At 59.8% G+C, this 19,753-nt stretch carries 19 protein-coding genes; 4 read left to right on the forward strand and 15 right to left on the reverse strand.

Features of this window, described 5'->3' with window-relative positions; translation table 11 throughout:
- Positions 1-201 precede the first annotated feature (201 nt).
- A complete protein-coding gene (locus ACP7A2_RS22065) occupies positions 202-1,104 on the reverse strand; it encodes an AraC family transcriptional regulator (protein WP_426135950.1) in 903 nt (300 codons plus the stop codon).
- A gap of 99 nt (positions 1,105-1,203) precedes the next feature.
- Here ACP7A2_RS22065 and ACP7A2_RS22070 point away from each other — a divergent pair, with 99 nt between their 5' ends.
- The gene (locus ACP7A2_RS22070) at positions 1,204-1,557 is read left to right on the forward strand and encodes a carboxymuconolactone decarboxylase family protein (protein ID WP_003176771.1); all 354 of its coding nucleotides are present in this window, start codon (positions 1,204-1,206) and stop codon (positions 1,555-1,557) included.
- Here ACP7A2_RS22070 and ACP7A2_RS22075 read toward each other — a convergent pair.
- Positions 1,535-2,500, reverse strand: coding sequence for a GlxA family transcriptional regulator (locus ACP7A2_RS22075; RefSeq protein WP_426135951.1), 966 nt, complete (start codon positions 2,498-2,500; stop codon positions 1,535-1,537). The two genes, ACP7A2_RS22070 and ACP7A2_RS22075, sit on opposite strands and share 23 nt — an antisense overlap.
- Positions 2,501-2,766: 266 nt before the next feature.
- On the opposite strand from ACP7A2_RS22075, the gene ACP7A2_RS22080 reads away from it, so the two are divergent.
- Entirely contained in the window at positions 2,767-3,408 is a 642-nt protein-coding gene (locus tag ACP7A2_RS22080; protein ID WP_426135952.1) for an HD domain-containing protein, read from the forward strand.
- A gap of 131 nt (positions 3,409-3,539) precedes the next feature.
- Here the strand turns inward: ACP7A2_RS22080 and ACP7A2_RS22085 are convergent, their stop codons facing one another.
- The 7 genes from ACP7A2_RS22085 to ACP7A2_RS22115 all read right to left on the reverse strand — a co-directional run bounded on the left by ACP7A2_RS22085 (position 3,540) and on the right by ACP7A2_RS22115 (position 11,876).
- Positions 3,540-4,424: an ABC transporter permease subunit gene (locus tag ACP7A2_RS22085; RefSeq protein WP_348062456.1), complete on the reverse strand. Its 885-nt coding sequence runs from the start codon at positions 4,422-4,424 to the stop codon at positions 3,540-3,542.
- Positions 4,421-5,341, reverse strand: coding sequence for an ABC transporter permease subunit (locus ACP7A2_RS22090; RefSeq protein WP_078739655.1), 921 nt, complete (start codon positions 5,339-5,341; stop codon positions 4,421-4,423). Before ACP7A2_RS22090 ends, ACP7A2_RS22085 begins: the two co-directional genes overlap by 4 nt.
- Positions 5,338-6,480: an ABC transporter ATP-binding protein gene (locus ACP7A2_RS22095; RefSeq protein WP_375069099.1), complete on the reverse strand. Its 1,143-nt coding sequence runs from the start codon at positions 6,478-6,480 to the stop codon at positions 5,338-5,340. Before ACP7A2_RS22095 ends, ACP7A2_RS22090 begins: the two co-directional genes overlap by 4 nt.
- A 74-nt stretch (positions 6,481-6,554) precedes the next feature.
- A complete protein-coding gene (locus ACP7A2_RS22100) occupies positions 6,555-7,649 on the reverse strand; it encodes a polyamine ABC transporter substrate-binding protein (protein ID WP_348062271.1) in 1,095 nt (364 codons plus the stop codon).
- A 152-nt stretch (positions 7,650-7,801) separates the two neighbouring features.
- A complete protein-coding gene (locus tag ACP7A2_RS22105) occupies positions 7,802-8,896 on the reverse strand; it encodes a polyamine ABC transporter substrate-binding protein (protein ID WP_426135980.1) in 1,095 nt (364 codons plus the stop codon).
- Between the two features lie 198 nt (positions 8,897-9,094).
- Complete coding sequence (locus ACP7A2_RS22110) at positions 9,095-10,459, reverse strand: aspartate aminotransferase family protein (RefSeq protein ID WP_375069103.1); 1,365 nt, start codon at positions 10,457-10,459, stop codon at positions 9,095-9,097.
- A 58-nt stretch (positions 10,460-10,517) separates the two neighbouring features.
- On the reverse strand, positions 10,518-11,876 hold the full coding sequence (locus tag ACP7A2_RS22115; protein WP_426135953.1) for a glutamine synthetase family protein: 1,359 nt from the start codon (positions 11,874-11,876) through the stop codon (positions 10,518-10,520).
- 609 nt (positions 11,877-12,485) lie between these two features.
- Between ACP7A2_RS22115 and ACP7A2_RS22120 the strand changes: the two genes are divergently transcribed.
- Positions 12,486-13,862: a glutamine synthetase family protein gene (locus tag ACP7A2_RS22120; RefSeq protein ID WP_375069107.1), complete on the forward strand. Its 1,377-nt coding sequence runs from the start codon at positions 12,486-12,488 to the stop codon at positions 13,860-13,862.
- 219 nt (positions 13,863-14,081) lie between these two features.
- Positions 14,082-14,723 (forward strand): TetR/AcrR family transcriptional regulator, encoded by a 642-nt coding sequence (locus tag ACP7A2_RS22125; RefSeq protein WP_426135954.1) that lies wholly within the window; start codon positions 14,082-14,084, stop codon positions 14,721-14,723.
- A 102-nt stretch (positions 14,724-14,825) separates the two neighbouring features.
- Here the strand turns inward: ACP7A2_RS22125 and ACP7A2_RS22130 are convergent, their stop codons facing one another.
- The 6 genes from ACP7A2_RS22130 to ssuE form a co-directional block, all read right to left on the reverse strand.
- Positions 14,826-15,041 carry a TOBE domain-containing protein gene (locus tag ACP7A2_RS22130; RefSeq protein ID WP_003213899.1) on the reverse strand — a complete coding sequence of 72 codons (216 nt, stop codon included), beginning with the start codon at positions 15,039-15,041 and terminating at the stop codon, positions 14,826-14,828.
- A gap of 28 nt (positions 15,042-15,069) precedes the next feature.
- Complete coding sequence (gene ssuB / locus ACP7A2_RS22135) at positions 15,070-15,876, reverse strand: aliphatic sulfonates ABC transporter ATP-binding protein (RefSeq protein WP_426135955.1); 807 nt, start codon at positions 15,874-15,876, stop codon at positions 15,070-15,072.
- Positions 15,873-16,661: an aliphatic sulfonate ABC transporter permease SsuC gene (gene ssuC, locus ACP7A2_RS22140; protein ID WP_426135956.1), complete on the reverse strand. Its 789-nt coding sequence runs from the start codon at positions 16,659-16,661 to the stop codon at positions 15,873-15,875. Before ssuC ends, ssuB begins: the two co-directional genes overlap by 4 nt.
- Positions 16,662-16,670: 9 nt before the next feature.
- A complete protein-coding gene (gene ssuD, locus ACP7A2_RS22145; protein ID WP_348061473.1) occupies positions 16,671-17,819 on the reverse strand; it encodes an FMNH2-dependent alkanesulfonate monooxygenase in 1,149 nt (382 codons plus the stop codon).
- Positions 17,820-17,844: 25 nt separating this feature from the next.
- Positions 17,845-18,813, reverse strand: a complete 969-nt coding sequence (locus tag ACP7A2_RS22150; protein WP_426135957.1) for a sulfonate ABC transporter substrate-binding protein — start codon at positions 18,811-18,813, stop codon at positions 17,845-17,847.
- A 97-nt stretch (positions 18,814-18,910) separates the two neighbouring features.
- A complete protein-coding gene (ssuE, locus tag ACP7A2_RS22155; RefSeq protein ID WP_426135958.1) occupies positions 18,911-19,504 on the reverse strand; it encodes an NADPH-dependent FMN reductase in 594 nt (197 codons plus the stop codon).
- Positions 19,505-19,753 lie beyond the last annotated feature (249 nt).

Genomic DNA, 19,753 nt, shown 5'->3' on the forward strand with positions numbered 1-19,753 from the left:
CCCATCGCGGCGGCCCACGGATTCAAGCCTGCGTGCGGGCACACCGAGCCACAGCGAGGTGCCGAGTGGTGGGGCGAGGACCTTTTGGTTACTTTTGGCTGGGCCGGCTTCCGGTCCTTCCAAAAGTGACCCGCCGTAAGGGCGGAACCATAAGCAGCCGTTACCCCAACAACGGATATGCACTCGAGGTCTACAAGCTAGCTACCGCGCCCGCAACCGCCCCGGCGCCTCGCCATAGGTCTCCTTGAATTTCTTGCTAAACGCCGCCTGCGACTGGTACCCCACCTGCGCCGCAATATCCATCAAACTCAAACGCGATTGGCGCAACAAATTAAACGCCAACTCCATGCGCAACTGCGTCAACAACACCCAAGGCGACACCCCAGCAACCTTCACAAACGCCCGCATAAACGTCGCCCTCGACATACTGGCCGCCGCAGCCAAGCTGTCGATGGTCCATTCATGGCCCGGCTCGGCCAGCATCGCCTGCCAGGCTTTGCTCAAGCGTTTGTCGGCGAGCAATGCAAAGGTGCCCGCCACCGGCGCCTGTTGGGTCAGCCAGGTGCGCAACACCAGGGTAAACAGCGCCGACGACAGCGCGTCGATAAAAGAACGCGCCCCCAGTTGCTGCCCATCCGCTTCACTGCGCAACAGCGCGATCAACGCGGCCAACTGCCCATCGCCCTGCCACTCGCGGCTGGACACCACCAGATACTCCGGCAACGCCCCAAACAACAATGACTGCCGGTTGTAGTGAAAACTGCCGCAGAGCATGTCGACTTCCGGCCGTTCACCGCCCAAACGATGCACCGGCAGCACGCCGCCGTCGATTACCGTCGGCTGCATCGGCCGAATGCGCGCGCCCTGGCTGCGCAGCAAATGTGTGGCGCCGCCGGGCATCAGCAGGATATCGCCCTCCTCCAGCGTCACGTGTTGCCCGCCCGTGAGTTCGGCGCGGCAGGTGCCGCTGAGCATAATGTGGTACGGCGCCACGCCAAGGTTCTCTGGCGCGTGGTCCAGCGCCCAGTCGCCCTGGAACCGGCAACGTAAATCCAGACTGCCGCGCAGGTTGGCCAGCGCGATAAGCGTGTCGATCGAATTCATTTGCGAGCATCGGTCAAAAAGATGAGCGGATTGAACAATGACGCCAACCCCGAACGGCACAGACTGGCTTCACACCCAACCTGTTCAGGAGTTACCGCAATGTTCAATAACTGGTCCGACTTGCTGCCTACCGTGAAGAAAGCCTTTGGCGCGCTGGGCAAGAGCAACCCGAAGATGGTCAAAGCCTACATGGCGCTGGGCGAAGCTGCCGAGGAAAACAATGTACTCGACGCCAAGACCCGTGAACTGATTTCCATCGCAGTGGCGATCACCACGCGCTGCGACGGTTGCATCGGCGTGCATGCGGACGCGGCGATCAAGGCCGGCGCGACTCGCGAAGAAGTGGCTGCAACCCTCGCCACTGCCATCTCGCTGAATGCCGGCGCGGCATACATCTACTCGCTGCGCGCGCTGGAAGCCTACGACACGCTCAAACCGGCGCCGCAAAATTAAGCCGGAATTGTTGCGGCGTCACGCCCAGCCGGCGGCTGAACACACTGCGCATGTGCTGGGCGTCGCGAAAGCCGCATTGATAGGCCACGGTCTTGAGTGGCGCGGGGCTGCTTTCGAGCATTACCCGCGCCGCGTCTACCCGCGCTCGCTCGACAAACTCCGCTGGCGTAACCCGCGCCTCTCGGGCAAACACCCGGGAAAAATTGCGTGCGCTCATATTGGCCGCCCTGGCCAGGTCGGCGATGGTCAAATCCCCGGTCAGGTTCGCCAGCACGTACAACTGCACCAGCGCTACCGCCGAGGTGGTTTCGGCGTGGGGGGTGAGAAACGGGCTGAACTGCGACTGCCCGCCCGAACGCTGGGTGAACACCACCAGGCGCTTGGCCACGCTTAGCGCGACTTCCGGGCCGTGGTCCTGGGCCAGCAAGTAGAGCGACAGGTCGATACCTGCCGTGACCCCGGCCGAGGTGTAGAGGTTGCCGTCCTGCACGTAGAGGCGGTCGGCATCGACCTGCGCCGTGGGGCATACACGCGCCAGGGCGGCGGCGTCGTTCCAGTGGGTGGTGACGGTTTTTCCATCGAGCAACCCCGCGCGCGCAAGCATGAAGGCGCCGTTGCAGATAGAACCGAAGCGTTGAGCACGGGCGGTGGCGCTGCGTAGCCATTCATCAAACTGGGCGCCGAAGTCTTCGAAGGGCAGCTGCGGGCCACCCGCGACCAGCAATAAGTCATAGGCTTGCAGGGCTTCGCTGTAATGACGGTGGGCCTGGAGCGACAAACCATTGGAGGCGGCCATACTGCCGTGGCCCAAGCCGATGACGTGCAGTGTGTAGTGATCCTGCGGCGGCAAAAAACGGTTGGCCTCGCAGAACACATCCATGGGGCCGGTCACGTCCAGCGACTGGACGCCGGGGAAGATAAGGATCGCGACGGTTTTGCCCATGAACAACACACCTTCTCTAACTGGATAAACGCCAAAACCCGGTGGGAGCTGGCTTGCCTGCGATGCAAACAACTCGGTACATCAGGTATACCGAGGTGATGCTATCGCAGGCAAGCCAGCTCCCACATTTGAGCGTGTACACCTTTGGCGCGATGTGAAGGCACATTGGCCGACATCGCACCCTCGCCGCGATAGCCGCTTCGCAAGCGCGCGACCAGACTGGACTCATCGGCGCCACCCCCGGCGCTTTGTTGAGGAGAACGACCATGAGCACCAGCATCGCCGGCATCCAGATCCCGGACAGCGCCCTGGCCAAGGCCACCACCGAATACATCCGCGACGTCGAATCCGACCTGCTCTACCACCACTCCCGCCGCGTGTTTTTGTTCGGCGCGTTGAGCGGTGAGCGCAAGCAGCTCGCCTACAACCCGGACCTGCTTTACGTCGGCGCGATGTTCCATGACCTGGGCCTGGTGGAAGGCCATCGCAGTGACAACGAGCGTTTTGAAGTCGACGGCGCCAACGCGGCAGCAGCCTTTCTCAAGCAATACGGGCTGAGCGATGACGATATCGAGCAAGTGTGGCTGTCGGTTGCCCTGCACACCACGCCGGGCGTGCCGCAGCACTTGCGCCCGACCGTGGCGCTGGTGACCGCCGGCGTTGAAATGGACGTGCTGGGGATGGACTACGCCGCGTTTTCCACTGTGCAGCGCGAAGCCGTGGTGCATGCGCACCCACGCGGTGAAGGGTTCAAGGAGTGCATCATCTGCGCATTTGCCGACGGCCTGCGCCATCGTCCGCAGACCACGTTTGGCAACGTGAAGACGGATGTGCTGGTGGATCAGGAGCCGGGGTTCAAGCCGATGAACTTTGTTGAAGTCATCCGCAAATCGCCCTGGGCTGCTTAATTGACCTGAAATGCCATCAACTGTGGGAGCTGGCTTGCCTGCGATGACGCCGGATCTGTCGACTCATCTGTCGACTGATACACCGCTATCGCAGGCAAGCCAGCTCCCACATGTTGACCCGGTTCCGGCCTTTAGACCGGTGCAGGCGCGCGGCGCTTGTCGGGCTGTTGCCAGCCATCCGCTGCCGCTTCTTCGATGGCTTGCTGGATGGCTTTCTTGCGCATCTCTTCAGCACGGCGGCTGAAGAACCACACCAGGAAGGTCACCAGCGACACCGCCAACAGAATCAAACTGGCCACGGCGTTGATCTCGGGTTTAACCCCAAGACGCACGGCCGAGAACACTTCCATCGGCAAGGTGGTCGAGCCTGGGCCCGATACGAAGCTGGCGAGTACCAGGTCATCCAGCGACAGCGCGAACGACATCATGCCGCCCGCCGCCAGTGACGGCGCGATCATCGGGATGGTGATCAGGAAAAACACCTTCCACGGCCGCGCCCCCAGGTCCATCGCTGCTTCTTCAATCGAGAGGTCCAGCTCACGCAAACGCGCCGACACCACCACTGCCACATACGCCGCACAGAAGGTGGTGTGGGCGATCCAGATGGTGACGATGCCACGCTCTTGCGGCCAGCCGATCATCTGCGCCATGGCCACGAACAGCAGCAACAACGACAGACCGGTGATCACTTCAGGCATCACCAACGGCGCCGTCACCAAGCCGCCAAACAGCGTGCGGCCCTTGAAGTGGCTGATGCGCGTCAGCACGAAGGCGGCCAGGGTACCCAGCGCCACCGCCGCAACGGCGGTGTAGCAGGCAATTTCCAGCGAGCGCGCCACTGAGCCCATCAACTGAGTGTTGTCCAGCAGGCCCACGTACCACTTGATCGACCAACCGCCCCACACCGTCACCAGTTTGGATTCGTTGAACGAATAGATCACCAGGATCAACATCGGCAGGTAGATGAACAGCAGTCCTGCGACCAGCATGAAGCTGGAGAAACGAAAGCGCTTCATATCTTGCCCTCCATCTCTTTGGCTTGGCTGCGGTTGAACAGGATGATCGGCACGATCAGGATCGCCAGCATCACCACTGCCAGGGCAGACGCCACCGGCCAGTCACGGTTGTTGAAGAATTCTTGCCACAACACTTTACCGATCATCAGGGTTTCCGGACCGCCGAGCAGTTCCGGGATCACGAACTCGCCCACCACCGGGATAAACACCAGCATGCAGCCGGCGATGATGCCGTTCTTGGACAGCGGCACAGTGATTTTCCAGAAGCTGTTGAAAGTGCTCGAACCCAGGTCCGATGCGGCTTCCAGCAGGCTCTGGTCATGCTTCACCAGGTTGGCGTACAGCGGCAGGATCATGAACGGCAGGTACGAATAGACCACGCCGATGTACACCGCGATGTTGGTGTTGAGGATCTGCAGCGGTTCGTTGATCAGCCCCATCGACATCAGGAAGCCATTGAGTAACCCGTTGTTGCTGAGGATGCCCATCCACGCATACACGCGGATCAGAATCGCGGTCCAGGTCGGCATCATGATCAGCAGCACCAGCACGGTCTGCATCTCTTTGCGCGCACTGGCAATCGCGTACGCCATCGGGTAGCCGATCAGCAGGCACAACAGCGTGCTGAAGAACGCCATTTTCAGCGAGCCCAAATACGCGGCGATGTACAACTCGTCGTCGCCGAGCATCGCGTAGTTGCCCAGGTTGAGCACCAACTGCAGCTTCTGCTCAACGAAGGTGTAGATCTCGGTGTACGGCGGGATCGCCACGTCGGCTTCGGCAAAGCTGATTTTCAGGACGATGAAGAACGGCAACGCGAAGAACAGGAACAGCCAGAGAAACGGGATCCCGATGACCACATGCCGGCCACCGGGCGTTATTCGTTGCAGGCGACGTTTAAACTTCTTCATGTTCATGAGCGAAGTACCACGCCGCTGTCGTCTTCCCACCATACGTAGACCTGATCACCCCAGGTCGGCCGTTGGCCACGGCGCTCGGCGTTGGCGACGAAGGACTGCACCAGCTTGCCGCTCGGCAGTTCGACGTAAAACACCGAGTGGCCGCCCAGGTAGGCGATGTCGTGCACCTTGCCCGTGGACCAGTTGTGTTCGCAGGTCGGCATTTCGGTGGTGACCAGCAGCTTTTCCGGGCGGATGGCGTAGGTCACCGACTTGTCTTCCACCGAGGTGGCGATGCCGTAACCCACGTAGATGTTGCGGTCGAGGTCCGGGCACTGGAGCACCGCGTGGCCTTCGGCGTCGTCGACTACCTGGGTATCGAAGATGTTGACGTTGCCGATGAACTCGCACACCAGGCGGCTGGTAGGCGTTTCGTAGATATCGATCGGGCTGCCGATCTGGGCGATCCAGCCCAGGTGCATGATCGCAATACGCTCGGCCATGGTCATGGCCTCTTCCTGGTCGTGGGTCACCATCACGCAGGTCACGCCTACGCGCTCGATAATCTCCACCAGCTCCAGCTGCATCTGCGAACGAAGCTTCTTGTCCAGCGCGCCCATCGGCTCATCGAGCAGCAGCAGTTTCGGGCGTTTGGCCAGGGAACGCGCCAACGCCACGCGCTGGCGTTGCCCGCCGGAGAGTTGGTGCGGCTTGCGCCTGGCGTACTCGCTCATGCGTACCAGCTTGAGCATCTCGGCCACGCGGGCCTCGACCTCGGCCTTGGGAATCTTGTCCTGTTGCAGGCCGAAGGCGATGTTCTGCGCCACGGTCATGTGCGGGAACAAGGCGTAGGACTGGAACATCATGTTGATCGGCCGCTCGTACGGCGGCATGTCGGTGATGTCCACACCGTCGAGGTAAATGCGACCTTCCGTTGGGCGCTCGAAGCCTGCGAGCATGCGCAGCAGGGTGGATTTGCCCGAACCCGAACCGCCGAGCAAGGCGAAAATTTCGCCTTTCTTGATTTCCAGGGACACATCGTCCACGGCAATCGTCTCGTCGAATTTCTTCGTGACCCGGTCGATTTTGACCAGCACCTTTTTCGGTGTCTGGTCGCCCTCGAGGGCTTTCTTATAGGCGCCGGAGGCAACTGCCATTTACGAAACTCCCAAAAACAAAGAGTGCAGCCCGCCCAAAACGGGCAAACCCTGGATAGTTTGAGCTTTAAGCCTTACATGCCCGTCTTGACCTTGGTCCAGCTACGGGTCATCAAGCGTTGCACTTTCGGGGGTAACTCGAAGTTGACGAATGTCCGGTCGAGAACCGCCTGCGGTGGGTAAACCGCTGCGTTAGTGCGTATCGATTGCTCCATCAGTTTGTCCGCCCCTGGGTTAGGGTTGGCGTAACCGACGTAATCACTGACCTGAGCGATCACCTCAGGCTGCAGTAAATAGTTGATGTAGGCGTGGGCCTCTTTGACGTTGGTGGCGTCCGCCGGGATCGCCAGCACGTCAAACCACAGGTTGCCGCCCTCTTTCGGAATCGCATAGGCGATATTCACGCCTTTACCCGCCTCAGCCGCACGGGCCTTGGCCTGGAACACATCTCCGGAGAAACCGGCCGCCACGCAAATGTTGCCGTTGGCCAGGTCCGAGATGTATTTGGAGGAATGGAAGTAGGTCACGTAAGGCCGCACTTTCAGCAGTTTTTCTTCAGCCTTTTTGTAGTCGTCCGGGTTGGTGCTGTTGGGGTTCAGACCCATGTAGTTAAGCACCGCCGGCAGCATTTCATCCGCCGAGTCCATGAACGACACGCCGCACGTGGCGAGCTTCTTCATGTTTTCCGGTTCGAACAGCACCGCCCAGGAATCGATGTGGTCGATGCCCAGCACTTCTTTGACTTTGTCGACGTTGTAACCAATGCCGTTGGTGCCCCACAGGTACGGCACGGAGTATTGGTTACCCGGGTCGTTCTTCTCCAGACGCTTGAGCAGCGCCGGGTCGAGGTTGGAATAGTTCGTCAGCAACGACTTGTCGAGCTTCTGGAACGCCCCGGCCTTGATCTGCTTGCCGAGGAAGTGGTTGGACGGCACGACCACGTCGTAACCCGTACGCCCGGCGAGCAACTTGCCTTCCAGGGTTTCATTGGAATCGAACACGTCATAGACCGGCTTGATGCCCGTGGCCTTTTCGAAGTTGGCCAGCGTCTCGGGGCCGATGTAGTCCGACCAGTTATAAATATGCACAGTCGGTGCAGCCTGCACGCTGAGAGCCAGCGTGATACCTGCACCCACCAGCATGGCCTGGCGAAAAAAAGAAATTGGCACGTGAAGGTCCTTTTAACTAGTTGGGCCCGAAGTTGTCTCCCGGCAACAAAACCGGCGCGCAACTTACCCTCGATAAACCGATCCGGCAAAACTTTCTGTCATTTAATGTGTGGGAGGGGCAGTCAAACTGCCCCGCCCACAGGTTTTAAGGCTTACTTGCCCGATTTGATCTTGGTCCAGCTGCGTGTCATTTCACGCTGGGTCGCAGCCGGCAAGTCAGCAATGGCGTAGAGCTTGGCCTGCACATCGGCTGGCGGGTAAATGCCCGGGTCGCTGGTGATGTCCTTGTCGACCAATGGAGTGGCTTTCTCGTTACCGTTCGGGAAACGCACGCTGTCGGTGATCGCAGCCATCACTTTTGGCTCAAGCAGGTAGTTCATGAACTTGTAGGCGGCTTCGACGTTTTCGGCATCTTTAGGGATGGCGACCATGTCATAGAAGCTGCCAGCACCTTCTTTCGGAATGTCGTAGGCCACTTTGACCTTGCCACCGGCTTCAGCCGCGCGGGACTTGGCCTGCTGGATATCACCCGAGTAACCCACGGCGACGCAGATGTTGCCGTTGGCCAGGTCGGAGATGTACTTGGACGAGTGGAAGTAGCCAATCGAAGGACGGATCTTGAGGAACAGGTCTTCAGCTTGCTTGAGGTCGGCTTTCTTCTGGCTGTCGGTCGGCAGGCCCAGGTAGTGCAGCGCGATGGGCAGCATTTCGGTTGGCGAATCGAGGAAGCTCACGCCACAGCTTTTCAGCTTGGCAATGTTCTCAGGCTTGAGCAGCACGTCCCACGAGTCGATCTTGTCCACGCCCAGCGCAGCCTTGACCTTTTCCGGGTTGTAGCCGATGCCGATCGAGCCCCACATGTACGGGAAGGCGTGCTTATTGTCCGGGTCGCTGACCGACACGGCTTTAAGCAGGGATTTGTTCAGGTTGTCGTAGTTGGACAGCTTGGACTTGTCCAGCTCCTGATAGACACCGGCCTTGATCTGCTTGGCGAGGAAGTTGTTCGACGGCACGACAATGTCGTAACCGGACTTGCCTGCCAGCAGCTTGGCCTCCAGGGTTTCGTTGCTGTCGAAAACGTCGTACACCACTTTGATGCCCGACTCTTTTTCAAAGTTGGCGATGGTGTCCGGTGCAATGTAGTCGGACCAGTTGTAAACGTGCAGCACTTTATCGTCTGCCTGGGCCGCGCCCGCCATTGCGCCCATCAGGGACAAGGCGAGGAGGGTCTTGCCAGCGTTCTTCAAACCTAATGCCTTCATTTGGTGATGCTCCAATTCTTTCTTTTTTTGGGCCACGTTCTTTAGTCGTCTCACGGCCCTTCCAAAGGGCAGCAAAACAGGGCGACAGTCTGGCAAGTTCGCAGGCAGGCTTTCAACCAAAGCCTGCCTGTATACAACTGCCCGGACGCAGCGCCCGAAGCCGCTGCGCACTGAGCCTAGCATTTAGCCCTGCAATGCCGCCAAAGTAAGGTCCAGGCACTGGCGAGCCTTAGTCACCAGCTCGTCGATTTCAGCCTTGCTGATCACCAGCGGCGGCGAAATGATCATGGTGTCGCCTACGGCGCGCATGATCAGGCCATTCTCGAAGCAGAACGTGCGGCAGATCATGCCTGCGCCCTTCCCTTCGTAACGTTTGCGCGTGGCCTTGTCCTGCACCAGCTCAATCGCCCCAAGCATGCCTACGCCGCGAACTTCACCCACCAGCGGGTGATCAGCCAGTTCCCTCAGACGGTTCTGCAAATACGGTGCCGTTTCGTCGTGAACGCGGCTGACGATTTTTTCATCGCGCAGGATGCGGATGTTTTCCAGGGCTACCGCTGCCGCCACCGGGTGACCGGAGTAGGTAAAGCCATGGTTGAAATCACCGCCTTCATTGAGCACGGCAACCACGTCGTCGCGCACGATCAGGCCACCCATCGGGATGTAGCCCGAGGTCAGGCCCTTGGCGATGGTCATCATGTGCGGCTTGAGGTCGTAGAAGTCGCTGCCGAACCACTCACCGGTACGGCCGAAACCGCAGATCACTTCGTCAGCCACGAACAGGATGTCGTATTTGGCGAGGATTTCCTTGATACGCGGCCAGTAGCTGTCGGGCGGCACGATCACACCACCGGCACCCTGGATCGGCTCGGCAATAAAGGCCCCGACGTTGTCCACGCCGACTTCCAGAATTTTCTCTTCCAGTTGGTTGGCCGCCCACACGCCGAACGCTTCGGGGCTCATGTCGCCACCTTCGCCGTACCAGTACGGCTGGGCGATATGGGTGATGCCCGGGATCGGCAGGTCGCCCTGTTCATGCATATACGTCATGCCGCCCAGGCTGGCACCGGCCACGGTGGAGCCGTGGTAGCCATTCTTGCGGCTGATGATGGTTTTCTTGTTTGGCTGGCCCTTGATCGCCCAGTAGTGGCGGACCATACGCAACATGGTGTCGTTGCCTTCGGAGCCGGAACCGGTGAAGAACACGTGGTTCATGCCCGCCGGTGCGACATCGGAAATAGCTTTTGCCAGTTCCAGCACCGGCGGGTGAGCGGTCTGGAAGAACAGGTTGTAGTACGGCAGTTCTTTCATCTGTTTGGCGGCGGCGTCTGCCAGTTCATCGCGACCGTAACCGATCGCCACGCACCACAGGCCGGCCATGCCATCGAGGATCTTGTTGCCTTCGCTGTCCCACAGGTAAACGCCGTGGGCTTTGGTGATGATCCGTGGGCCCTTCTCTTTCAATTGCTTGAAATCGCTGAACGGCGCCAAGTGATGATCGCTGCTCAAGGCTTGCCATTCACGGGTTTGCGGGTTGTTGCTGGACATACCAATCTCCTAGATGTTTCAGGTGAGGGCGAGCCGTTCCCACGGCCCGCCTGGCGCATCAGACGGCGAAGAGCAGGAATTCCCGCTCCCACGAACTGATCACGCGCTTGAAGTTTTCATGCTCGGCCCGCTTGACCGCGACGTAGCCCGTGATGAATTTCTGACCCAGGTATTTCTCGATGGTCTTGCTGTTTTCCATGCGTTCCAGCGCGTCTTCGATGGTCAACGGCAAGCGCAGGTTGCGGCGCTCGTAACCGCGACCCACCACCGGCGCGCTCGGCTCATGGCCTTCAACCATGCCGATGTAGCCGCACAGCAGGCTGGCGGCAATCGCCAGGTACGGGTTGGCATCGGCGCCCGGCAAGCGGTTTTCCACGCGACGGTTCTGCGGGCCGGCATCCGGTACACGCAGGCCCACGGTGCGGTTTTCTTCGCCCCATTCCACGTTCACCGGCGCCGAGGTGTCGGGCAGGAAGCGGCGGAACGAGTTCACGTTAGGGGCAAACAGCGGCAGCAATTCGGGGATGAATTTCTGCAGGCCGCCGATGTGATTAAGGAACAGCTGGCTCATGCTCCCATCTTCATTGGAGAAGACGTTTTTGCCGGTGGCGATGTCGATGATGCTCTGGTGCAAGTGCATCGCACTGCCCGGCTCGCCGGTCATGGGCTTGGCCATGAAGGTGGCGGCCACGTTGTGCTTGAGCGCGGCTTCGCGCATGGTGCGTTTGAACACCAGAATCTGGTCGGCCAGGGACAAGGCATCGCCGTGACGGAAGTTGATTTCCATCTGCGCCGTGCCGTCCTCGTGGATCAGCGTGTCGAGGTCCAGCTCCTGCAGTTCGCACCAGTCGTAGACGTCTTCGAACAGCGGGTCGAATTCGTTGGCGGCTTCTATAGAGAAGGACTGGCGACCGGTCTCCGGGCGACCGGAACGGCCAATCGGCGGTTGCAGCGGGAAGTCCGGGTCTTCGCAGCGCTTGGTCAGGTAGAACTCCATCTCCGGCGCGACGATAGGCTGCCAGCCTTTCTCGGCATAGAGCTTGAGCACTTTCTTGAGCACGTTGCGCGGCGACAGCTCGATCGGGTTGCCTTGCTTGTCGTAGGTGTCGTGGATCACCTGGGCCGTCGGCTCGATGGCCCACGGCACCAGGAACACCGCGTTCTGGTCGGGGCGGCAGATCATGTCGATGTCGGCCGGGTCGAGCAGTTCGTAATAAATGTCGTCTTCGACATAGTCGCCGGTCACGGTCTGCAACAGAACGCTCTCGGGCAGGCGCATGCCTTTTTCGGCGATGAACTTGTTGGTCGGCGAGATTTTGCCCCGGGTGATGCCCGTGAGGTCGCCAATCATGCATTCGACTTCTGTGATCTTGTGGTCTTTCAACCAATCGGTGAGCTGGTCGAGGTTGTTACTCATAAATGCCTCTGGGCTGTGTTTCCTGACATCCATTAAAGGTCAGGCGTTGGTTGACGCAGCATCCGCGTCGTTTTGTCGTTCAAGGCAGGAGCTTACCTGCCATTTGTGGTGGTGTTGCACTCATCAAGCAAAAGCCGTGCAGAATCATGAGCAACTGCCTGGACGGGCGCGCTTCGATGGGCAGGCTTGAGGAGGATGACGCGATACAGGAACGATCGGCTGGACCGTCAAGAATATTGACCGGTGCCGCAACGCGAATAGATGAGACGGGGACTGAAGGCAAGGCCCGTAAGGCACAGATCGAGACGCCGAGTGGCGGCAGGCGAGACATGAAGCACCCCGGTATTATTGCTGTTATGGGTTTGAATCGAGCTTAGCCTTGTTCATTTTTTTACACAACACCCCCGTAAAAAATACAACACGGCCCGCTCAAGCCTGCTAGTCCCAAGGCCTTCAAACCCAAAAATTTGCCCCAAAAAGCCCCAAAAAAGGCCTCGCGGTGCTTTTTTAGGGCAAAAAAGGCCTCGCTTGACTTCGGCATGCCGTTCGGGTTGACTGAAACCAGAAAAGATCAATGATTGATATTTTTAACAACAAAGGTGTTGCATCATGTCGGTACCCCCGCGTGCCGTTCAGCTTAACGAAGCGAACGCGTTCCTTAAGGATCATCCTGAGGTTCTGTACGTAGACCTTCTAATTGCGGATATGAATGGTGTGGTGCGCGGCAAGCGCATCGAACGCACCAGCCTCCACAAGGTTTACGAGAAGGGCATTAACCTGCCTGCCTCTTTATTTGCCCTGGATATCAACGGCTCGACGGTGGAAAGCACCGGCCTGGGTCTGGACATCGGTGATGCTGACCGAATCTGTTATCCAATCCCCGACACCCTGTGCAACGAGCCTTGGCAAAAGCGCCCAACCGCGCAACTGCTGATGACCATGCACGAACTGGAAGGTGAACCTTTCTTCGCCGATCCTCGCGAAGTCCTCCGCCAAGTTGTAAGCAAATTTGACGACCTTGGTCTGACCATTTGCGCCGCCTTTGAGCTTGAGTTCTACCTGATCGACCAGGAGAACGTAAACGGCCGCCCACAACCGCCCCGCTCGCCGATCTCCGGCAAACGCCCGCATTCGACTCAGGTTTACCTGATCGACGACCTCGACGAATACGTCGACTGCCTCCAGGACATTCTGGAAGGTGCCAAAGAGCAAGGCATCCCGGCCGACGCCATCGTGAAGGAAAGTGCCCCGGCGCAGTTCGAAGTGAACCTGCACCACGTCGCCGATCCGATCAAGGCATGCGACTACGCGGTACTGCTCAAGCGCCTGATCAAGAACATCGCCTACGACCATGAGATGGACACCACCTTCATGGCCAAGCCTTATCCGGGCCAGGCAGGCAACGGTTTGCACGTACACATTTCGATCCTGGACAAAGACGGCAAGAACATCTTTGCCAGCGAGGATCCCGAGCAGAACGCCGCATTGCGTCACGCGATCGGCGGTGTGCTCGAGACCCTGCCCGCCCAAATGGCGTTCCTGTGCCCCAACGTCAACTCCTACCGTCGTTTCGGTGCACAGTTCTACGTGCCGAACTCGCCGTGCTGGGGCCTGGACAACCGCACCGTGGCGATTCGCGTACCGACCGGCACAGCCGATTCGGTGCGTATCGAACACCGTGTGGCCGGCGCCGACGCCAACCCTTACCTGCTGATGGCTTCGGTGTTGGCAGGCGTGCATCACGGCCTGACCAACAAGATCGAGCCTGGCGCACCGGTGGAAGGCAACAGCTACGAGCAGAACGAACAAAGCCTGCCGAACAACCTGCGCGATGCCCTGCGCGAGTTGGACGACAGCGAGGTGATGGCCAAGTACATCGATCCTAAATACATCGATATCTTCGTCGCCTGTAAGGAAAGTGAGCTGGAAGAGTTCGAACACTCCATCTCCGACCTTGAGTACAACTGGTACCTGCATACCGTGTAAGCGGTTGCAGCAATAAAAAATGCCGCAGGCTTATGGCCTGCGGCATTTTTTATGGGTTTCTTCAGTGGGATTGAGGTGACTTCATCGCAGGCAAGCCAGCTCCCACACTTGAATGTGTTCACAGATCAAAATGTGGGAGCTGGCTCGCCTGCGAAGGCGCCCTGGCAGACAACACACCTCCCTGCTCATACAATGCCCGCTGCCTTGTAGGAGACTTCCATGACCACCCGCCCCGCCGCCCCTCGCAAACCCCGCGCTCGCAGCCAGGCCCGGATCGACGCGATCCTCGACGCCGCCCGCACCTTGCTGGCGGCCGAAGGCGTGGCGAGTTTGTCGATCTACAGTGTGGCGGAACGCGCGCAGATACCGCCGTCATCGGTGTACCACTTTTTCGCCAGCGTGCCGGCGTTGCTCGAGGCGTTGACGGCGGCTGTACACGCAGCGTTTCGCGCGGCGATTAAGGCGCCTATCGACCATGACTCGCTCAAGCAATGGCGCGACCTGTCCTGCATCGTCGAACAGCGCATGCTCGCGATCTACGAGCACGACGCCGCCGCGCGGCAGTTGATCCTGGCGCAGCACGGGCTGACCGAAGTGACCCAGGCGGACCGTCAGCATGATCTGGAGTTGGGGGATCTGATGCTGGCGGTGTTCAGCCGCCACTTTGAAGTGCCGACGTTGCCAAGCGATGTGGATGTGTTTGCGTTGGCGCTGGAGTTGAGCGACCGCGTGTACGCGCGCTCTATACATCAGCACGGGCAGATCACAGCGCGCATGGCCGAGGAAGGCATGCGGGTGTTTGATGCGTATGTGGGGCTTTATTTGCCGGCGTATCTGCCCAAGCGGGTGGCTGCGCGCTGAAGGCCCCATCGCAGGCAAGCCAGCTCCCACAATTGAAAGTATTCACAGTTCAAAGTGTGGGAGCTGGCTTGCCTGCGATGGCGGCCTCAAGAGCAACGCAAATCACAACTTGGCGATCGACACCTCAGTGGACTTAACAAAGGCAATCACTTCACTGCCAATCACCAACTCCAACTCTTTCACCGAGCGAGTAGTGATCACCGAAGTCACGATGCCGGACGCGGTCTGCACGTCGATTTCCGACAGCACGTCGCCTTCGACGATTTCCTTGATGGTGCCTTTGAACTGGTTACGCACGTTGATGGCTTTAATAGTCATGGTCTTCTTCCTTCAGGGGGCAAGTGAGTTATTGAGCCCAACGCAGTTGCGTAGGCAGCGGTGAAACAGGTTCGGGTTCCGGCGGCGAGCCTGGCAACGACAGCACACGGTTGAGCACTTCGGCCTCCAGCGCAGCCAGGCGATGTGAGCCTCGGGCGCGTGGGCGCGGCAGGTCGACAATGAGGTCCAGGCCAATTTCGCCGTCTTCGATCAGGATCACCCGGTCGGCGATGGCCACGGCCTCGCTGACGTCATGGGTGACCAGCAACACGGTGAAGCCGTGCTTGCGCCAGAGCTTTTCAATCAGTTGCTGCATCTCGATGCGGGTCAGGGCATCCAGCGCGCCCAGTGGCTCGTCGAGCAGCAACAGGCGCGGCTGATGAATCAATGCGCGCGCCAGGGCCACACGCTGCTTCTGGCCACCGGACAAGGCCGCCGGCCATTCATTGGCACGTTCGGCCAGGCCGACGGCTTCAAGTGCTTCCAATGCCTTGGGACGCCAATCGCCCTTGAGGCCAAGGCCGACGTTGTCGATGATCTTTTTCCACGGCAGCAAACGCGCTTCCTGGAACATCAACCGCGTGTCTTCAATTGCGTCACTCAGCGGCGCGGAACCCGCCAGCAGCTCGCCGCCGCTGGCTTTGTCCAGGCCGGCCAGCAAGCGCAGCAAGGTACTTTTGCCGCAGCCACTGCGACCGACCACGGCCACGAACTGGCCCGCCGGAATATGCAGATCAATCTCCTTGAGCACTTCCCGCGCACCAAAGGCCTTACGCAATTTGCGCACCGCCAGCGGGATGCCTTTAAGCAGGCGCGGAGGTTGTTGAGCGGTCATGCCGCACCTCCCTTATTCACTTGGTAAGCCGGGTGCCAGCGCAGCCACACACGCTCAAGGCCACGGGCGGCGAGGTCGGCGAGCTTGCCGAGGATCGCGTACATAACAATGGCGAGGACGACGACATCGGTTTGCAGGAATTCACGCGCATTCATCGCCAGGTAACCGATGCCGGAGCTGGCCGAGATGGTTTCCGCCACGATCAGCGTCAGCCACATGAAGCCCAGCGCAAAACGCACGCCCACCAGGATCGACGGCAGCGCACCCGGCAGGATCACCTGACGGAACAGGCTGAAGCCGGACAAGCCGTAGCTGCGCGACATTTCCACCAGCGCCGGGTCGACGTTGCGGATGCCGTGGTAGGTGTTCAGGTAAATCGGGAACAGCGTGCCGAGGGCAACCAGGAAAATCTTTGCGGTTTCGTCGATGCCGAACCACAGGATCACCAGTGGAATCAGCGCCAGGTGCGGCACGTTGCGAATCATCTGCACCGAGCTGTCGAGCAGGCGTTCGCCCCACGTCGACAAGCCGGTGATAAAGCCCAGAATCAGACCGATGCTGCCACCGATCGCAAACCCCAGCCCCGCACGCCAGCCGCTGATGGCCAAGTGCGTCCAGATTTCGCCGGTGCGTACCAGGTTAACCCCGGCTTCAATCACGGCACTGGGCGCCGGCAGAATGCGCGTCGACAACCAGCCTGCCGACACCGACAACTGCCACACCGCCAGCAATAAAATCGGCAGCACCCAAGGCGCTACGCGATGGCTCAGTTTTTCCACATTCATGACAGCGCCTCAGCTCTGTGACGCAGCTTTGGGAAGGATATCGTTGGCGACCATTTCGCCGAACGGGCTGACATAGCCCGCGCCTTTTGGCAGCTCCGGGCGTTCGATATCCAGATGGGGGAACAACAGCTCGGCAACCCGGTACGACTCTTCCAGGTGTGGGTAACCGGAGAAGATAAATGTGTCGATGCCCAGCGCTGCGTATTCATTGACGCGCGCAGCGACGGTTGGGCCATCGCCCACCAGCGCCGTACCGGCACCGCCACGCACCAGCCCAACGCCAGCCCACAGGTTGGGGCTGACCTCCAGATTGTCGCGGCTACCGCCGTGCAAGGCGGCCATACGCTGCTGGCCCACCGAGTCAAAGCGCGACAGCGAGGCCTGGGCGCGGGCGATGGTTTCATCATCCACATGGGAGATCAGTTTGTCGGCGGCTTGCCAGGCTTCGGCGTTGGTTTCACGCACGATCACGTGCAGGCGTATGCCGAAGCGCACAGTGCGCCCTAGTTTCGCGGCTTTGGCGCGCACCTGTTCGATCTTTTCAGCAACGGCGGCCGGTGGCTCGCCCCAGGTCAGCACCATTTCCACCTGTTCGGCAGCCAGGTCCTGGGCCGCTTCGGAGGAACCGCCGAAGTACAGCGGCGGGCGCGGTTGCTGAATCGGCGGGTAGAGCAATTTGGCGCCTTTGACGCTGATGTGCTGGCCGTCGTAGTCCACAGTTTCGCCTTCGAGCACGCGGCGCCAGATGCGGGTGAATTCCACGGAGGCTTGATAACGCTCTTCGTGGCTCAGGAACAAGCCGTCGCCAGCCAGTTCTTCCGGGTCACCGCCGGTCACCAGGTTGAACAGCGCGCGGCCACCAGACAGACGATCGAGGGTCGCGGCCTGACGCGCGGCCACCGTCGGGGAAATGATCCCGGGGCGCAGGGCGACGAGGAATTTCAGACGCTGGGTCACCGGGATCAGCGAGGCGGCTACCAGCCACGAGTCTTCGCAGGAGCGCCCGGTGGGGATCAGCACGCCGCCGAAGCCAAGGCGGTCAGCCGCCTGGGCGACTTGCTGCAAGTAGCCATGATCGACGGCGCGAGCGCCCTCGGCAGTGCCAAGGTAGTGGCCGTCGCCATGGGTAGGCAGGAACCAGAAAATATTGAGGCTCATGGAGTTGTCTCCTGAAGAAGTCGGATTACGGCGCTGTGGCGACGGCGGCGGGTGGCGTCCAGATCACGTCCTTGATGCTCAAGGGCTTGGGGATCAATTTGAGTTGGTAAAAGCTGTCAGCGATTTTCTGTTGGGCGGCGACCACTTCCGGGGTCAGAAACAGCGCGCCGTAGCCTTGGCGTTTCACCGAGGTCAACGTGATGTCAGCCGGCAGGCCGAGCAGCGGTGCAACTTGTTCGGTGACTTCCTGCGGATTGGCCTTGGACCATTCACCCACTGCGCGCACTTCTTCCACCAGCGCCTTGATCACTTCAGGGTGTTGTTCGGCGTACGGCTTGGTGGCCAGGTAGAACTGATGGTTGTCGGCGATGCCAGTGCCGTCACGCAAGGTGCGTGCCTGCAGTTGTTTCTCGGCGGCGGCCTGGTACGGGTCCCAGATCACCCACGCGTCGACGCTGCCACGCTCAAACGCGGCACGGGCATCGGCGGGCGGCAGGAACACCTTCTGCACGTCGGTGTATTGCAGGCCGGCATCTTCCAGCGCACGCACCAGCAGGTAATGCACGTTGGAGCCTTTGTTCAGAACGACTTTCTTGCCTTTGAGCTCGGCCACCGATTTGATCGGCGAGTCTTTCGGCACCAGGATCGCTTCACTGGTCGGCGCTGGCGGCTCGTAGGCCACATACAGAAGGTCGGCGCCGGCCGCCTGGGCGAAGACCGGCGGGGTTTCGCCCGTCACGCCAAAATCGATTGAGCCGACGTTCAAGCCTTCGAGCAATTGCGGGCCGCCGGGGAATTCAGTCCACTGCACTTGCACGCCCTGGGCGGCCAGGCGCTTTTCCAGCGAACCCTTGGCCTTGAGCAGCACCAACGTGCCGTATTTCTGATAACCGATCCGCAGGGTTTCGGCAGCCTGGGCTTGAACAATGGCGCCGATGGACACAGCCGCAGCAAACAGTGCGACCAGACCACGACGCAAGATGACAGTGCGCATGGCGCTCTCTCCAAATAGTGCGATGAGGGGGTTGGCTGCACCTGCTTGGCCGTTGGCGGCTGAGTAAGGTGAGTGTTTCTCGATGTAGGGGTAGCGCTTAAATGCTCCAGCGGGCACTCAATAAACGTTCATTCAATACATGCGGGTCCAGCGGTTTAGGGCGACGGGCCATGGCGCTGTAGAAGGTTTCCAGGGCGTCGTGCAAACGGTGTTCAAGCACTGGCACCAGTTGCGCCTGGGCACTGCCTTCGGCGTAGGCGATCTGGGTGTCTTCAGCAAAGATCCCGTGGAGCAACTCCTCGGCTTTCAGGGCAGACAGCACCGGCTTCAAGGCGTAATCCACCGCCAGCATGTGGGCGATGCTGCCGCCGGTGGCCATTGGCAGCACGATCTTGTGGGCCAGGGCGCGTTCGGGCAGCAAATCCAGCACGGTTTTCAACGCGCCGGAAAACGAGGCCTTGTACACCGGCGTGGCGATCACCAGGCCGTCGGCATTGGCCACTTGTTGCAGCAGGTCGATGACTTTGGGGCTGTCAAAGCGGGCGTGCAGCAAGTCTTCGGCCGGGAAGTCCCGTATCTGATAACTCACCACTTCCACGCCTTTGTCTTGCAGCCACTGACGGGATTTATCCAGCAAGACCCCGGAGCGCGAACGCTGGCTGGGGCTGCCTCCAAGTGTTACGACCAGCATGCAGGTATTCCTTGAGCAAGTGTCAGCGGTTTGCGGTGTGGCGATGGCGCCAGGATGGAGAGACCTTAGCAGCAGATTTATATATCTATAAATCTCATTTTTTCATTTGTTTATTCTTAAAAAGAATATGCGCTTTATAGATCTGCGGGCGAAAAAAAAGGCCGTCGAAACGGCCTGAAAACCCCTGCTGTGTGATTCGGTTTCAATCCAGAATGTGTGGTGTATGTACCGGCGCCATCGCGGGCAAGC

It is taken from the genome of Pseudomonas sp. PWP3-1b2 (genome assembly GCF_049896045.1).
Taxonomy (GTDB): domain Bacteria; phylum Pseudomonadota; class Gammaproteobacteria; order Pseudomonadales; family Pseudomonadaceae; genus Aquipseudomonas; species Aquipseudomonas antarctica_B.

Bases quoted from the DNA above. Each gene is read 5' to 3' on its own strand.
- ACP7A2_RS22065 (WP_426135950.1), bottom strand. From the start codon at position 1,104: ATGAATTCGATCGACACGCTTATCGCGCTGGCCAACCTGCGCGGCAGT.
- ACP7A2_RS22070 (WP_003176771.1), top strand. From the start codon at position 1,204: ATGTTCAATAACTGGTCCGACTTGCTGCCTACCGTGAAGAAAGCCTTT.
- ACP7A2_RS22075 (WP_426135951.1), bottom strand. From the start codon at position 2,500: ATGGGCAAAACCGTCGCGATCCTTATCTTCCCCGGCGTCCAGTCGCTG.
- ACP7A2_RS22080 (WP_426135952.1), top strand. From the start codon at position 2,767: ATGAGCACCAGCATCGCCGGCATCCAGATCCCGGACAGCGCCCTGGCC.
- ACP7A2_RS22085 (WP_348062456.1), bottom strand. From the start codon at position 4,424: ATGAAGCGCTTTCGTTTCTCCAGCTTCATGCTGGTCGCAGGACTGCTG.
- ACP7A2_RS22090 (WP_078739655.1), bottom strand. From the start codon at position 5,341: ATGAACATGAAGAAGTTTAAACGTCGCCTGCAACGAATAACGCCCGGT.
- ACP7A2_RS22095 (WP_375069099.1), bottom strand. From the start codon at position 6,480: ATGGCAGTTGCCTCCGGCGCCTATAAGAAAGCCCTCGAGGGCGACCAG.
- ACP7A2_RS22110 (WP_375069103.1), bottom strand. From the start codon at position 10,459: ATGTCCAGCAACAACCCGCAAACCCGTGAATGGCAAGCCTTGAGCAGC.
- ACP7A2_RS22115 (WP_426135953.1), bottom strand. From the start codon at position 11,876: ATGAGTAACAACCTCGACCAGCTCACCGATTGGTTGAAAGACCACAAG.
- ACP7A2_RS22120 (WP_375069107.1), top strand. From the start codon at position 12,486: ATGTCGGTACCCCCGCGTGCCGTTCAGCTTAACGAAGCGAACGCGTTC.
- ACP7A2_RS22125 (WP_426135954.1), top strand. From the start codon at position 14,082: ATGACCACCCGCCCCGCCGCCCCTCGCAAACCCCGCGCTCGCAGCCAG.
- ACP7A2_RS22130 (WP_003213899.1), bottom strand. From the start codon at position 15,041: ATGACTATTAAAGCCATCAACGTGCGTAACCAGTTCAAAGGCACCATC.
- ssuB (WP_426135955.1), bottom strand. From the start codon at position 15,876: ATGACCGCTCAACAACCTCCGCGCCTGCTTAAAGGCATCCCGCTGGCG.
- ssuC (WP_426135956.1), bottom strand. From the start codon at position 16,661: ATGAATGTGGAAAAACTGAGCCATCGCGTAGCGCCTTGGGTGCTGCCG.
- ssuD (WP_348061473.1), bottom strand. From the start codon at position 17,819: ATGAGCCTCAATATTTTCTGGTTCCTGCCTACCCATGGCGACGGCCAC.
- ACP7A2_RS22150 (WP_426135957.1), bottom strand. From the start codon at position 18,813: ATGCGCACTGTCATCTTGCGTCGTGGTCTGGTCGCACTGTTTGCTGCG.
- ssuE (WP_426135958.1), bottom strand. From the start codon at position 19,504: ATGCTGGTCGTAACACTTGGAGGCAGCCCCAGCCAGCGTTCGCGCTCC.